The organism is Tenacibaculum larymnensis (assembly GCF_028829235.1).
GTDB classification, from domain to species: Bacteria; Bacteroidota; Bacteroidia; order Flavobacteriales; family Flavobacteriaceae; genus Polaribacter; species Polaribacter larymnensis.
This window is the reverse complement of the sequence record NZ_JAIWJY010000002.1, coordinates 41,848-56,308: the sequence shown is the minus strand read 5'-3', so window position 1 is coordinate 56,308 and position 14,461 is coordinate 41,848. Positions and strand designations below refer to the sequence as shown.

The 14,461-nt window shown below is 31.6% G+C and carries 13 protein-coding genes; 10 read left to right on the top strand and 3 right to left on the bottom strand.

Going from position 1 to position 14,461, the window contains the following annotated elements; translation table 11 throughout:
- Positions 1 to 76 precede the first annotated feature (76 nt).
- The 3 genes from LCI24_RS03065 to LCI24_RS03055 all read left to right on the top strand — a co-directional run bounded on the left by LCI24_RS03065 (position 77) and on the right by LCI24_RS03055 (position 2,596).
- Positions 77 to 691 (top strand): deoxynucleoside kinase, encoded by a 615-nt coding sequence (locus tag LCI24_RS03065; RefSeq protein ID WP_099215844.1) that lies wholly within the window; start codon positions 77 to 79, stop codon positions 689 to 691.
- Between the two features lie 364 nt (positions 692 to 1,055).
- Positions 1,056 to 1,283, top strand: a complete 228-nt coding sequence (locus tag LCI24_RS03060; protein ID WP_099215843.1) for a hypothetical protein — start codon at positions 1,056 to 1,058, stop codon at positions 1,281 to 1,283.
- A 77-nt stretch (positions 1,284 to 1,360) separates the two neighbouring features.
- On the top strand, positions 1,361 to 2,596 hold the full coding sequence (locus LCI24_RS03055) for a radical SAM protein (RefSeq protein WP_274639117.1): 1,236 nt from the start codon (positions 1,361 to 1,363) through the stop codon (positions 2,594 to 2,596).
- 5 nt (positions 2,597 to 2,601) lie between these two features.
- On the opposite strand, the gene LCI24_RS03050 is transcribed toward LCI24_RS03055, so the two are convergent.
- The gene (locus tag LCI24_RS03050; protein WP_274639116.1) at positions 2,602 to 3,336 is read right to left on the bottom strand and encodes a TrmH family RNA methyltransferase; all 735 of its coding nucleotides are present in this window, start codon (positions 3,334 to 3,336) and stop codon (positions 2,602 to 2,604) included.
- A gap of 71 nt (positions 3,337 to 3,407) precedes the next feature.
- Between LCI24_RS03050 and tamL the strand changes: the two genes are divergently transcribed.
- From tamL to folK, 6 genes are all read left to right on the top strand, one after another.
- Complete coding sequence (gene tamL / locus LCI24_RS03045) at positions 3,408 to 5,861, top strand: translocation and assembly module lipoprotein TamL (protein ID WP_274639115.1); 2,454 nt, start codon at positions 3,408 to 3,410, stop codon at positions 5,859 to 5,861.
- 94 nt (positions 5,862 to 5,955) lie between these two features.
- A complete protein-coding gene (gene fbaA, locus LCI24_RS03040; RefSeq protein WP_274639114.1) occupies positions 5,956 to 7,014 on the top strand; it encodes a class II fructose-bisphosphate aldolase in 1,059 nt (352 codons plus the stop codon).
- 50 nt (positions 7,015 to 7,064) lie between these two features.
- The gene (gene accD, locus LCI24_RS03035) at positions 7,065 to 7,922 is read left to right on the top strand and encodes an acetyl-CoA carboxylase, carboxyltransferase subunit beta (protein ID WP_274639113.1); all 858 of its coding nucleotides are present in this window, start codon (positions 7,065 to 7,067) and stop codon (positions 7,920 to 7,922) included.
- 129 nt (positions 7,923 to 8,051) lie between these two features.
- Positions 8,052 to 8,321 (top strand): 30S ribosomal protein S15, encoded by a 270-nt coding sequence (gene rpsO / locus LCI24_RS03030; RefSeq protein WP_133534815.1) that lies wholly within the window; start codon positions 8,052 to 8,054, stop codon positions 8,319 to 8,321.
- 186 nt (positions 8,322 to 8,507) lie between these two features.
- The gene (locus LCI24_RS03025) at positions 8,508 to 10,745 is read left to right on the top strand and encodes a polyribonucleotide nucleotidyltransferase (RefSeq protein ID WP_274639112.1); all 2,238 of its coding nucleotides are present in this window, start codon (positions 8,508 to 8,510) and stop codon (positions 10,743 to 10,745) included.
- A 283-nt stretch (positions 10,746 to 11,028) separates the two neighbouring features.
- Complete coding sequence (gene folK / locus LCI24_RS03020; protein WP_274639111.1) at positions 11,029 to 12,159, top strand: 2-amino-4-hydroxy-6-hydroxymethyldihydropteridine diphosphokinase; 1,131 nt, start codon at positions 11,029 to 11,031, stop codon at positions 12,157 to 12,159.
- Positions 12,160 to 12,186: 27 nt separating this feature from the next.
- On the opposite strand, the gene gldC is transcribed toward folK, so the two are convergent.
- Positions 12,187 to 12,525, bottom strand: a complete 339-nt coding sequence (gldC, locus tag LCI24_RS03015; protein ID WP_047788614.1) for a gliding motility protein GldC — start codon at positions 12,523 to 12,525, stop codon at positions 12,187 to 12,189.
- Complete coding sequence (gene gldB / locus LCI24_RS03010) at positions 12,525 to 13,487, bottom strand: gliding motility lipoprotein GldB (protein ID WP_274639110.1); 963 nt, start codon at positions 13,485 to 13,487, stop codon at positions 12,525 to 12,527. The genes gldC and gldB overlap by 1 nt, the downstream gene beginning before the upstream one ends.
- A gap of 92 nt (positions 13,488 to 13,579) precedes the next feature.
- Here gldB and nadE point away from each other — a divergent pair, with 92 nt between their 5' ends.
- Entirely contained in the window at positions 13,580 to 14,368 is a 789-nt protein-coding gene (gene nadE, locus LCI24_RS03005) for an NAD(+) synthase (RefSeq protein ID WP_274639109.1), read from the top strand.
- Positions 14,369 to 14,461: the final 93 nt, after the last annotated feature.

Genomic DNA, 14,461 nt, shown 5'->3' with positions numbered 1-14,461 from the left:
CCTTTTTTTATGTAATTTTACCCTCCCCTAATCTGGCAGTGCCAGCGATATTAAAAAACATTTTACACAGACAATTATGCACGTAGCAATTGCCGGAAACATTGGCGCGGGTAAAACCACTTTAACAAAATTATTAGCAAAACACTACAATTGGGAAGCTCATTTTGAATCAGTTGACGAAAATCCATATTTAGACGATTTCTATGGAGAAATGGAACGTTGGTCTTTTAATTTACAAGTTTACTTTTTAAATAGTCGTTTTCGTCAGGTACTAGAGCTACGTAAATCTGGTAAGAAAATAATTCAAGATAGAACTATTTATGAGGACGCACATATTTTTGCTCCTAACTTACATGCCATGGGGTTAATGACTAATAGAGATTATAGCAATTACTCTTCTCTATTTGAATTAATGGAAAACTTGGTAACTCCACCAGATTTATTAATTTATTTACGTGCTGATATTTCTACATTAGTAGGTCAAATTCATAAACGTGGTAGAGAATATGAAAACTCTATAAGTATTGATTACTTAAGCCGATTAAACGAACGTTATGAAGCTTGGATTAGTCAATATACCAAAGGAAAATTATTAATTATTGATGTTGACAATTTAGACTTTGTAGACAATCAAGAAGATTTAGGCTATATCATCGACAGAATAGACTCTCAAATAAACGGATTATTTTAAGTCTTAAAAACTTAAAGCTACAATAAACAAACCCTTTGCTTTCAAACTAAAGAAACAAAGGGTTTTCTATTATCTCTATACTTTTCGTAAAGCTTAAAAAAACTCTCTTTTAGAACAAACTAATTACTACTATTTAAAGACTGCTATAATTTTAAAATTGTACCTCCCTTTTTTATAAATAGTCACGTAGTCACCTTACTTTTTATTATCAAATAGCTAATATTTGCGACAACTCATTTAAGAAACTTGTTAAAAAACAAGCCTTTTAACCTCTATTAGTTTAATGATTTACAGGTAGCTGAAAATGTAATCTTTAAACTTAAAAAAAGAAATAGAGTAAGCAACTAACCTAAAATTAATAATTATGAAGAAAACATTTTTTTTACCAAAAGGATTAGAGAAGTTCACAAACTTACAAACGGACAATTTAGACCTTATTAAAGGAGGTGCTATTTATGTTGAAGAAGAAATTTATTACCCTACTAGTGGTGGAGGAAGGGTATGTCCTGACGGATTAGTTTGGAGTGATAAGCAACAAAAGTGTGTTAGATTTATAGAAATGGATGCTGAAAAAGAAGTATCTAAACTATAGAACAACTTATAATAATCTTTTCAAGGAAATTGTATCTCTATATAATTTCCTTGTTTTAATCAACATCATTTCAAATTATGAACTTTAATTCTTTAGCCATAAAAATTGCTAGCAGGTGTAATCTTAATTGCTCATACTGTTTCATGTACAACCTAGGAGATACTACCTACAAAAGCCAGCCTAAATTTATGTCTACAGAAGTAGTTGATAATATCATTGAAAAAACCAAAAACTACATAAGAAAATATCAGAAAAAAGAGTTTTCTTTTATTTTTCATGGAGGAGAGCCTCTACTTGCTTCTAAAGATTTTTATATAAACTTCGTTAACAAGGTAAAAGAAATTCAAAACGAGCTTATCGATGTTTCATTTTCATACGATTTACAAACAAATGGTGTTCTTTTAGATAAAAGTTGGATAGAACTATTTAAAAAACTAGACATTTACCCTAGTGTAAGTGTTGATGGAACAAAAAAAGCACACGATATGTATCGAGTAGACCATAAAGGAAACGGCAGCTACGATACAGTTTTTGAAAGTGTTAAATTATTAAAGAATGAAATGAATTTTGCTGATATAGCTTGTGTAATTAACATTAAAGAGAGCCCAAAAGATATTTATGATAGCTTTAAGGAAATGAATGTTAGTTATGTAAATTTTTTAATTCCTGACTACACACATGACAATTTTCCTTTCGATAAAGACAAAACCTTAATGGCTGATTGGTTAATTAATTTATTTGACATTTGGATTAAAGATACGAAGCGATTTAAAATCCCATTATTTTTAGGCTTGTTAAACTCTCTAATGAGAGTTAATGAAAAAGCAAAAAACGAATCAACCGTTTTAGTTATCGAAACTAATGGAGAAATAGAGGCTATTGACTCTCTTAAAGCTTGTGGTCACAGTTTTACTAAAACGGGACTCAATATTAAAAAGAACAATTTTCAAGATATACAACATACCTCTTTAGGTAAATTATACTTTAACGATTTCAACACGAAGCTTTGTACACAATGCTTAGAATGTCCATTAAATGAAATTTGTAAAGGAGGGAGATTAGTTCATCGTTACAGCAAAAAAAATGGCTTCAATAATCCTTCAGTTTACTGTAATGACTTAATTAAACTAATAGCTCATATACAAAAGTTCTTTATATCTTGTTATCCAGAACTGCATAAAAAAGAGAATATCGAACCAATAAAACCAATTGAAATTACAAATTATCTTTCAACTTTTGCTCAAAGTACTGATACACCATACAAAGAAGAATTGGAAGCTTTCTCTAAGAAAAATAAAGCACTAGCTATCTAATTGTATTAAACCAAATTTCTTTTAAACTCACTTAATAATATAGCTGTAGCTGTGGCGACATTTAAACTTTCAGTTTTCTGTAAATCACCAAACCTTGGAATAGTTACACTATTCTTTACGATCTCTGCAACTTTAGGTGAAATACCATTTGCCTCATTTCCCATTACTAAAATTGCTTTTTGAGGTAATGACGTAGTATATACATTATCACCATGCATGTCTGCCGTATAAATAGGCAATGAAGTGTTTGTTAAAAACTCAGGCAAGTCAACATATGAAATCTTAACTCTTGTTAACGACCCCATACTAGATTGTACAACTTTTTGGTTATAACAATCAACTGTATTCTTAGAGCACACTAATTCAGAAACCCCAAACCAATCACATAAACGAATAATTGTTCCTAGGTTTCCAGGATCGTTAATTTCATCTAGAGCAACTATAAAATTACTCCTATCAATTTCTTTTTCTTTAGGAATCTTAAATACCCCTAAAACTTTATTTGGTGTTTTTAGGGTACTTATCTTTTTTAGTTCTTTTTCAGAAATCAAAGTAACCTCAACATTTTTAGAAGAAATAAATAACTCATCTGTAGTATACAGCTGTTCTAGTTCTAAAGAAGAGGCTAGTAATTCTTTAACTACCTTTACCCCTTCTGCAACAAATAATTGATGCTTTTGCCTATACTTTTTTTGCTGTAAACTAGTTATTAACTTTATATTGTTTTTAGATAAACTCATTAAATTGTTTTTAACACTCTAAAACCACTAAAAAATAGTATTTTTGATTCTTAATACGAGGCGTAAAGTTAATGAAAAAACTTTCTTTCTTCTTTTTATTAGTAGTCTTATTCAGCTCTTGTAGCACGATTAAATATGTTAAAGAAAACGAGTTATTGCTAGCCAAAAACACGGTATACATTGACAGTGTAAAAAACTCAAGCGAAAATATTACTGAGCTATTAATACAACGTCCTAATGCTAAGGCTCTAGGTATGCCTTTATCATTACATTTTTATAATTTAGGTAACCCAGAAGCTCCGAAAACACCAAGCGAATGGGCTAAAAAGCACCCAAAAACCTATAACTTTTATAAAAATGTTTTTTCCGAAAAACAGAGTATTGCTGTAGCTAAGACATTTATAGGATTTAATAATTGGTTTATAACTAGTGGACAAGCTCCAATTATAATTGATGACAAAAAAACCAATAGGACTGTAGATAACTTAAAAGCTTACTTCCAAACTGAAGGATATTTTAGAGCAAAAGTTTCTTCAAAAAAAGATACTATCGGTAAAAAGAAAGGAGAAATTAGTTACCATATTACAAAAGGAAATCCTTCTTACCTTGACACTATAAAAACCTTTATTACATCACCAGTTTTAGACTCTCTATATCAGATTTCAAAAAACAAAAGCTATTTAAAATCTGGAGACCATTATAAAAATGACAACTTTATAAAAGAGGCTAATCGACTTGTAAAACTTTTCAGAAACAAAGGAATATATCAATTCAATGAAAACTATATTTCATTTGAAAATGACACTTTAAAAAATTATGAAAAAACTGATGTAGATATTAATATTTCTGACAAAACTGTCCCTTTTCAAATTCAAAGAGTAAAAAAAGTAAATGTTTTTACCGATTATACCTACAACACAAGAAACTCTGAACACAATGATACTACCTCTTATAAAGGAATTAACTTTTATGCACTTAAGAAATTAAAATATAACCCTAAGTACTTATCACAATCTCTTTTTATAAAACCAAATACAGTATATAGTGATTCATTAAGGAATTTAACTCGTACACATTTAAGAGGCCTGAAAAATTTTAAAGCCACTTCCATTCGATATAATGAGTTAAGCGAAAATGAACTAGAAGCTAATGTCTATCTAACTCCTATTGAAAAATATACTTTAGGATTTGAAACCGAACTATCACGTTCAAACATCCGTAACTTTGATGTTTCTTTAAAGTTTTCATTAACAAATAGAAATACTTTCAAAGGAGCTGAACTTTTTAAATTATCAGCTTTTGGGTCTTACTTCAACTCCAATAATGGTCCTGGTTGGGAAATTGGTTCTGATATTTCATTAGAAGTACCTCGCTTTATGGCTCCTTTCGGGCTAAATAAACTAGTACCCAAAAGAATGTTTCCAAGAACTAAGTTTTATTCAGGAATTGGAATTCAAAAAAATATTGGTTTAGATAAACAAAACATATCTGTTGGAATAGATTACAAATGGGACTATGACAAGAAAAAGTCTATTCAATTGGAGTTATTAAACACTCAATATATCAGAAACTTAAACGTTGACAATTATTTTTCTATTTACAATTCAGAATATCGAAAATTAGCTGAAGTTGCCGAAATTTATGACCCTTCATATTCTTTTCCTGATAACACACCTAGTAGCTCTAATGAGATAATTAGTTTTGTTTCAAATGTGCTTACTGATGCTGATTTTGCAGCTTCAAACCCTACTGAATTTCAAAATGTATTAAATCTTGCTAACAGGTATAACATTGTGACTTCTGACTTTTTAATCCCTGAGATAGCATACGGTTATACCTACAATAATCAAGAAAGCATTAAAGACGCTAGCTTTTCTTTTTTTAAGTTCCGAATCGCTAATTCAGGGAATATCATGGGGCTTCTATCTAAAAAAACAAACAGTTCCGGTCAAAAAACCGTATTCAAAATCCCTATCGCTCAATACTTTAAAACGGATATCGAATACAAAAAATATTGGGATTTAGGTGATAACAATGTATTAGCACACAGAACTTTTCTTGGAGCTATTTTTACTTACGACAATTCTGGTGTTCCTTTTTCTCGTAGTTATTTTGCAGGAGGTTCTAACGATATACGCGCCTGGAGAACATACGATTTAGGACCTGGTACAAGAGCACCTGTTCTTGAGTACAACATAGGAAGTTTAAAGTTTTTAACTAGTTTTGAGTACCGTTTTGATGTTTTTGGTTCCTTAAAATCTGCATTATTTGTAGATGCAGGAAATATCTGGGACATAACTAATACAGAATTTGTTGATGACCCAGCTAAATTTAATGGTTTTAAATCTTTAAAAGATATAGCTGTTGGTGCTGGTTTCGGACTTCGTTATGACTTTAAGTTTTTAATTGCTAGATTAGATTTAGGATTCAAAGCACACGAACCATACTTAACTAATAATAAGTGGTTTCAAAACTTCAATTTCTCTAACTCAGTACTAAATATAGGTATTAATTACCCCTTTTAACAAAGTACTTTCTGTTAAAAATTTACCGCAACTTGTATAAAAAAGTGTAGATTTGTTCCGTAATTTATGTAACACACTACTAAACAAATAAAAAATGATTAAACCTGGAGTTGCCACCGGAAAAGAAGTTCAAGAGATTTTTGAATTAGCAAAACAAAAAGGCTTTGCATTACCAGCTGTTAATGTTGTAGGATCAAACACTATTAATACTGTTTTAGAAACAGCTAAAGAACTCAACTCGCCTGTAATAATCCAGTTCTCAAATGGAGGTGCTCAATTCAATGCAGGTAAAGGCTTATCAAACGACAACGAAAAAGCTGCTATTGCAGGTGCGGTAGCTGGTGCAAAACATATACATTTATTAGCAGAAGCATACGGAGTTCCTGTTATTTTACATACCGATCATGCTGCTAAAAAGTTATTACCTTGGATTGATGGTTTATTAGATGCTAGTGAGCAATTTTATAAGGAAACGGGAAAACCTTTATATAGTTCTCACATGATTGATTTAAGTGAAGAACCTATACAAGAAAACATCGAAATTTGTAAAGAATACCTTGCTCGTATGAGTAAAATGGGAATGACTTTAGAAATTGAATTAGGGATTACAGGTGGTGAAGAAGATGGTGTTGATAACTCTGATGTAGATGTATCTAAACTATATACTCAACCTGAAGAAGTAGCATACGCTTATGAAGAATTAATGAAAGTAAGCTCGCAATTTACAATCGCTGCTGCTTTTGGCAATGTACATGGTGTATACAAACCTGGGAATGTAAAATTAACTCCTAAAATATTAAAGAACTCTCAAGAATATATTTCAGAAAAATATAACGTTCCTCATAATACGATTGATTTTGTATTCCATGGAGGATCTGGTTCTACTTTAGAAGAAATTCGTGAGGCTATTAGCTACGGGGTTATTAAAATGAATATTGATACAGATTTACAATATGCATTTACAGAAGGTGTTCGTGATTATATGAAAGAAAAATCTGCATATTTGCAATCACAAATAGGTAACCCAGAAGGTGATGATGTTCCTAATAAAAAATATTACGATCCTCGCAAATGGTTACGTGAAGGAGAACAAACTTTTAAAGCTAGATTAAAGAAAGCTTTTGAAGATTTAAATAATGTGAATACATTATAATATTCTTTGAAAAAGGAAAACCAAACAACTAAAGAATAAAAAACTAAATTATGGCTTGGTTTAAACGTACAGACAAAGGGATTCAAACCCCAACAGAAGAAAAAAAAGACACGCCTAAAGGCTTGTGGTATAAAACCCCTAGCGGAAAAATAATTGATACCGACGAATTAAAAAAGAATTTATACGTAAGTCCAGAAGACGGATACCACGTACGTATAGGTAGTAAAGAGTACTTTGAAATCTTTTTTGATGACAATAATTTCAAAGAGTTAGATCCAAAACTATCTGCTAAAGATCCTTTAAAATTTGAAGACACTAAAAAGTATCCTGAAAAACTAAAAGCAGCTCAGAAGAAAACAGGTTTAAAAGATGCTGCACGTGCTGCCGTTGGTAAATCAATGGGAAAAGATTTAGTAATTGCGTCGATGGATTTTGCTTTTATTGGTGGATCTATGGGAAGTGTTGTTGGTGAAAAAATAGCAAGAGCTATTGATTACTCTATCAAAAACAATATTCCTTTTTTAATGATTTCCAAATCAGGAGGAGCTCGCATGCAAGAAGCCTTACTTTCTTTAATGCAATTAGCCAAAACTTCTGCAAAACTAGCACAATTAGCAGAAGCTAAAATTCCATACATATCTTTATGTACCGATCCAACTACTGGAGGAACCACAGCTTCATTTGCCATGTTAGGAGACATTAACATTGCAGAACCAAATGCTTTAATTGGATTTGCAGGACCACGTGTAGTAAAAGATACAACTGGTAAGGACTTACCTGAAGGTTTCCAACGTTCTGAATTTTTATTAGAACATGGATTCTTAGATGCTATTTACGAACGAAAAGACTTAAAAAAACAGGTAAACCTATATTTAGATTTAATACAAAACCAACCTGTAAGAGCATAACAAAAAAGCTAGCGTTTGCTGGCTTTTTTGCTTTCTAACTTTTTCGTTATCATTCCAAAAAATAATCGTACATTTGCAACTTCAATGTAATAGCATTGAGTACATAATAATCATTTAAATAATATTGGCATGTATTTAACAAAAGAAGTTAAAGAACAAATCTTCGCAAAACACGGTAAAGGAGCAAATGATACTGGTACTGCTGAAGGACAAATCGCGTTATTTACGCACAGAATTAACCATTTAACTGAGCACTTAAAAAGAAATCGTAAAGATTTTAACACAGAGCGTTCATTAGTACGTATGGTAGGTAAGCGTAGAAGCTTATTAGATTATCTTAAGAAAAAAGAAATCAACAGATATCGTGCGATTATTAAAGAATTAGGAATTAGAAAATAATTCTACAGAAAAAGAGGCTCTATAAATGTGCCTCTTTTTTATTTTAAACTAAATAGTATTTCTGACTAACAACCAGAAATTTATATATAAAAAGCTCAAAATTACTAACAACAATTTTGATTTTCCATTGGAGCAACAACAACACAACAACAAAAAAAACGAATTAAAATTTAGAAGAATTAATTTATGATTCCAAAAGTATTTAACCAAGTCATAGAGCTTGGAGATGGAAGAACCATCACATTAGAAACAGGAAAATTAGCAAAACAAGCAGATGGTTCTGTTGTTGTAAGAATGGGAGATACAATGTTATTAGCAACAGTTGTATCAGCAAGAACTGCAAACCCAGGTATTGACTTTTTACCATTAACGGTAGATTACCGTGAAAAATTTGCCGCTGCGGGTCGTTACCCTGGTGGATTTATGAAGCGTGAGGCACGCCCTTCAAACGAAGAAATTTTAACAATGCGTTTAGTAGACCGTGTATTGCGTCCACTTTTCCCAAAAGATTATCACGCTGAAACTCAAGTAATGATTCAATTAATGTCTCATGACGAAGAAGTAATGCCAGATGCTTTAGCTGGTTTAGCTGCATCAGCTGCTATTCAGTTATCAGACATCCCTTTTGAAACACCTATTTCTGAAGTACGTGTAGCAAGAATTAACGGAGAATTTGTCATCAACCCAAGTTATGCTCAATTACAAGAGGCTGACATTGATATGATGATTGGTGCTTCTGCTGACTCTGTAGCTATGGTAGAAGGTGAAATGAAAGAAATTTCAGAAGAAGAAATGGCTGACGCAATTAAGTTTGCACACGAAGCGATTAAAGTACAATGTGCTGCTCAAGTTGCTTTAGCAGAAGCTGCAGGTAAAAAAGAAACTCGTGAGTATGAAGGTGAAAGAGAAGATGAAGAATTAGCTCAAAAAATTCACGATGCGGCATATCAAAAATGTTATGATATTGCTAAAAAAGGTACTTCTAAACAAGAAAGAGGTTTAGCTTTTTCTGAAGTCAAAGAAGAAATTACCGCTACGTTTACCGAAGAAGAATTAGAAGACTTTGGAGATTTAGTTGGAAAATACTTTAACAAAGCACAAAAAGCTGCAGTTAGAGATTTAACTTTAAACGAAGGTTTACGTTTAGACGGACGTAAAACTACTGATATTAGACCTATTTGGTGTGAAGTAGATTATTTACCAAGAACTCATGGTTCTTCAATCTTTACACGTGGAGAAACTCAAGCATTAGCTACTGTAACTTTAGGTACTTCTAGAGATGCTAACATGGTAGACTCTCCAACATTACAAGGTGAAGAAAAGTTCTACTTACACTATAACTTCCCTCCTTTTTCAACTGGTGAAGCACGTCCTTTAAGAGGAACGTCTCGTCGTGAAATTGGTCACGGAAACTTAGCTCAAAGAGCTTTAAAAGGAATGATTCCTGAAGATTGTCCATACACTGTTCGTGTTGTTTCTGAAGTATTAGAATCTAATGGTTCATCTTCAATGGCAACTGTTTGTTCTGGTACTATGGCACTAATGGATGCTGGTGTTCAAATGAAAAAACCAGTTTCTGGTATTGCAATGGGATTAATTTCTGATGGTGATCGTTATGCTGTATTATCTGATATTTTAGGTGATGAAGATCACTTAGGTGATATGGACTTTAAAGTAACAGGTACTGCTGACGGTATTACTGCTTGTCAGATGGATATTAAGATTAAAGGATTATCTTATGAAATCTTAGTAAATGCATTAAAACAAGCTCGTGATGGTCGTTTACACATCTTAGAGAAATTAACTGACACTATTGAAACTCCTAACGAAGATGTAAAAGCTCATGCACCTAAAATGGTGAATAGAGTTATTCCTAACGATTTAATTGGAGCATTTATTGGACCTGGTGGAAAACACATCCAAGAGTTACAAAAAGAAACAGAGACTACGATTGTTATTAACGAAGACCCTGTTACAGAAGAAGGAATCGTTGAGATTTTAGGAACAAACCAAGAAGGTATAGATAAAGTTATAGCTCGTATTGACTCTATGATGTTTAAACCTGAAAAAGGTTCTGTATACGAAGTAAAAGTTATAAAAATATTAGATTTTGGTGCTGTTGTTGAATATACAGAAGCTCCAGGAAACGAAGTTTTATTACACGTTAGCGAGTTAGCTTGGGAACGTACAAACAACGTTACAGATGTAGTGAACATTGGTGATGTTATTGATGTAAAATACTTTGGTGTTGATCCTAAAACTCGTAAAGAAAAAGTTTCTCGTAAGGCATTATTACCTAAACCTGAAGGTTATGTAGCTAGACCACCTAGAGACAATAACAGAGATAATAGAGGTCGTGATAATCGTAACCGCGATAATCGTCGTGATGATAGAAAACCTAGACAAGATAAAAAAGAGTCTTAAGATTCAATTTTTAGATATAAAAAAGCAACCTAATTAGGTTGCTTTTTTTTGTTTTTATATACGTCTTAAAAAGAAGAAAGGCTGCTAAAATTAGCAGCCTTTAACTTAGAGTTGTTTCAGATCATTCCCCAATAATCATATAAAAATCTTACTCTATAAAGAAATCCACTACTATAACAGTTGAAAAATAAAATACCCTACCCTTTTTTGAAAAATTTATTTAAATAAAAAATCTTTTTTTAGCTTTTGTTTTTTTAGTTTTAGTTTTCTTTGCATCCCATTCATGAAAATACAACGAATTACATATATTTCTATAGGAACCAATCAAGGTAATAAGCTTGATAATATTCAACAAGCAATTAACTTGATTGCCGATAAAGTAGGTGCTGTATTAAAAGTAGCGTCTGTATATGAAACTGCTTCATGGGGGTTTGACAGCAATAACTTTTACAACACTTGTATTAAAGTTTCAACATATTTACCACCAGAACAACTAATACTTAGGTTACTTTCTATAGAAAAAGAGCTTGGAAGGACTCGAAAAAACTCTGAAGGATATTCTGATAGGTTAATTGATTTAGATATTTTATTATTTGATGATGAAATTATCTTCTCTAAAACCTTAATCGTACCACATCCAAGGATGTTAGAACGTAAATTCGCTTTAGTTCCATTGGTTGAAATTGCCCGTAATGTTATTCATCCAATAGAAAAAAAGCATTTATATATTTGTTTGGAAAATTGTGCAGACACTTCAGAAATTACAAAGCTTGATATAAAATTAGAAAGACCAATTCCTATTACTGAGAAGTATAATTATATCGCTATTGAAGGTAATATTGGGGCTGGTAAAACATCATTAGCCAATATGATGTCTGATGAATTTAATGCTAAAATTGTCTTAGAGCGTTTTGCAGACAATCCTTTTTTACCTAAGTTTTATAACGACAATGAACGCTATGCTTTTCCTTTAGAAATGAGTTTTTTGGCTGATAGATACCAGCAACTTTCTGATGATTTAGCGCAGTTTGATTTATTTAAAAACTTTATTGTTTCTGATTACTACATTTTTAAATCGCTCATTTTTGCACAAGTCACCTTGCATAGTGATGAATATAAGTTGTATAGAAAAATGTTTGATTTAATGTACAAAGAAATCACAAAGCCTGATTTGTATGTATACTTATATCAAAACACAGAACGCTTACTAGAAAATATTAAAAAGCGTGGGCGTGATTACGAGCAAAATATAGAAGCGAGTTATCTACAAAAAATCCATGATGGGTATAGCAACTTTATCAAAACACAACCTGATTTAAACATTCTAATTGTTGACGTTTCTGATTTAGATTTTGTTAATAACCTTGAAGATTACGAAACCATCATTAATAGGATAAAAAACTACAATGCATAAAAAAAACAGCTTTAAAAGCTGCTTTTTTTATTTCTGAATTAATTCTAATTTTTCAGCAAAGTAGTCACAAAAATCACGCATGGTTGCACTCATTTTTTCATCGTTTGTAGCTCTTTCAAAAGAGTTTGCCATAGACACTAAGGTTTGATGAAAAAACTGCTTCATTTCATCTACAGGCATATCTTTAGTCCATAAATCCATACGCAATGTATCTTTTTGTTTATGATCCCAAACAGATAGCATAATTGCTTTTGAAGCTTCATCTTTTATACCTCCGTCTTCTGCGTTCCAAGTAATTTCTTCTGGAATTCTGTTTTCGTCTAACCCTACTTTAAATGTTATTTTTGATGTATGCTCTATCGCCATTATCTTTTTGGTTTATATCTTGAGTTTTTGAAGATTTCCTCTTCACTTGTTTGTAATAATTTATGCAAAGATACATCATTCTTTTGCATGTACGAACGTACGATTTGCCAACCAATCCACTCTCCTATTCTTCCTGGAGATTGACTATCCTCTTCCATATAAAACTTAGAAAAAGGAGCTAAATCTAAAAAGCGTTTATCAACATCTTTGCCAGTACTGTATAACAAATCTTTTTCTACAAAATACATCCATATTTGTTCTTCATTTCTCTCTGCCCAATCTAATTTTATTTGTGAGTATCCTATTTTCAAGGCATCTGATGTATTTGGTAAATAAGCATCTAACAAATACATTTTTTTCCCTCTGTAAATCATTTTATCAATAAAACTCCTTGCCATACTAGGTAACATTTGTTTACCTACAATAGCTTTAGCAACATCAACTACGATGTGTTCTTTGGTATTATTCTGTTTCACATAAGCTGGATAGTCATTATAAAACTCATGTTCTTTTCCTAAATAAGAATCTAAAGAAATCAACAGTAAGCTATCCGTATATACAATTCTGTTATTATAATCGATGTTTGTTAGCATAGTAATCACTTTAGGACTTACAAATCTTGGATTATAATATTTAACATGCTTGAAAAGTGACATTAATTGCTCTTTTTCTTCTTCTATATCAGGAAAAACCTTTTGAGTTTCAGCAAATAACTCTCGTTCATCTTTATTATTAATCTTGTTCACCCAAACACTATCAGGTTGAGGAGGAAAAAGCATTGGATACTTTTCTTTTGCCTTATTTAATTCGTTTTGTTTAGTCGTATAAAAATCAACATCAAAACGGTCAATATCAACATTTACGTTAATCGTAGACACATCTACATCTAACTTGTTACTTTCATCATTTTTACATGAAAGGTTTATAAAAACTAACGCAACTAGTGCTAAAATTTTTCTCATGAACTTTAGTATATTTACATTCTAAATTACAACGTCGAAATTACTAAATTAGTTTTTACCACTTAACTGTAAACTCTTAAAATATCACAAAAATGAACACTCCTAAGGTTGCTGAACATATTATAAATTGGTTAAAAGATTATGCTACTAATGCCAAAGTGAATGGTTTTGTTGTAGGAATTTCTGGTGGTATTGATAGTGCTGTTACCTCAACTTTATGTGCAAAAACTGGTTTACCAACATTATGTGTTGAGTTACCAATTCATCAAGCTAAAAGTCAAGTAAGCAGAGCTAATGAGCACATAAAATTATTGAGAGAACGTTTTAGTAACGTGAGTGAAGCGGAGGTTAATTTAACGTCTACTTTTGAAGATTTTAAAACTGTTGTACCTCAAGTTGAGTCTTCTGCTAAAGTTGACTTAGCTTTGGCAAATACTCGCGCTCGTTTACGCATGACAACCTTATATTATTTTGCAGGTTTACATGGTTTGTTAGTTACAGGTACTGGTAATAAAGTAGAAGATTTTGGTGTAGGTTTTTATACAAAATATGGTGATGGAGGTGTAGATTTAAGCCCAATTGCCGACTTAGTAAAGTCAGAGGTATATGAATTGGCAGCTCATTTAAATGTTCCTACATCTATTCAAAAAGCACAACCTACTGATGGTTTATTTGGTGATAGTAGAACAGACGAAGACCAAATTGGAGCTTCATATGATGAACTAGAATGGGCTATGGAAATGCAAGATACAGGAAAAACTGAAAATGATTTTTCTGGTAGAGAGTTAGAAGTGTATAAAATATACACTCGTCTCAACCGAATTAATCAGCATAAAATGATTCCTATTCCTATTTGTGAAATCCCTAAAGACTTAAAGTAAATTAACCGACATCATTTGTCGTTTAATTTTTTGGTAAGCACTTTTTTTGTGCCCGTTAGAAATATTAAAAGGTAATATAACTAGTAACCTAAG

Coding starts and splice junctions, on each gene's coding strand:
- folK (WP_274639111.1), top strand. CDS start 11,029: ATGAAAATACAACGAATTACATATATTTCTATAGGAACCAATCAAGGT.
- LCI24_RS03050 (WP_274639116.1), bottom strand. CDS start 3,336: ATGAGTTTATCTAAAAACAATATAAAGTTAATAACTAGTTTACAGCAA.
- rpsO (WP_133534815.1), top strand. CDS start 8,052: ATGTATTTAACAAAAGAAGTTAAAGAACAAATCTTCGCAAAACACGGT.
- tamL (WP_274639115.1), top strand. CDS start 3,408: ATGAAAAAACTTTCTTTCTTCTTTTTATTAGTAGTCTTATTCAGCTCT.
- fbaA (WP_274639114.1), top strand. CDS start 5,956: ATGATTAAACCTGGAGTTGCCACCGGAAAAGAAGTTCAAGAGATTTTT.
- LCI24_RS03060 (WP_099215843.1), top strand. CDS start 1,056: ATGAAGAAAACATTTTTTTTACCAAAAGGATTAGAGAAGTTCACAAAC.
- LCI24_RS03065 (WP_099215844.1), top strand. CDS start 77: ATGCACGTAGCAATTGCCGGAAACATTGGCGCGGGTAAAACCACTTTA.
- accD (WP_274639113.1), top strand. CDS start 7,065: ATGGCTTGGTTTAAACGTACAGACAAAGGGATTCAAACCCCAACAGAA.
- LCI24_RS03055 (WP_274639117.1), top strand. CDS start 1,361: ATGAACTTTAATTCTTTAGCCATAAAAATTGCTAGCAGGTGTAATCTT.
- gldC (WP_047788614.1), bottom strand. CDS start 12,525: ATGGCGATAGAGCATACATCAAAAATAACATTTAAAGTAGGGTTAGAC.
- nadE (WP_274639109.1), top strand. CDS start 13,580: ATGAACACTCCTAAGGTTGCTGAACATATTATAAATTGGTTAAAAGAT.
- LCI24_RS03025 (WP_274639112.1), top strand. CDS start 8,508: ATGATTCCAAAAGTATTTAACCAAGTCATAGAGCTTGGAGATGGAAGA.
- gldB (WP_274639110.1), bottom strand. CDS start 13,487: ATGAGAAAAATTTTAGCACTAGTTGCGTTAGTTTTTATAAACCTTTCA.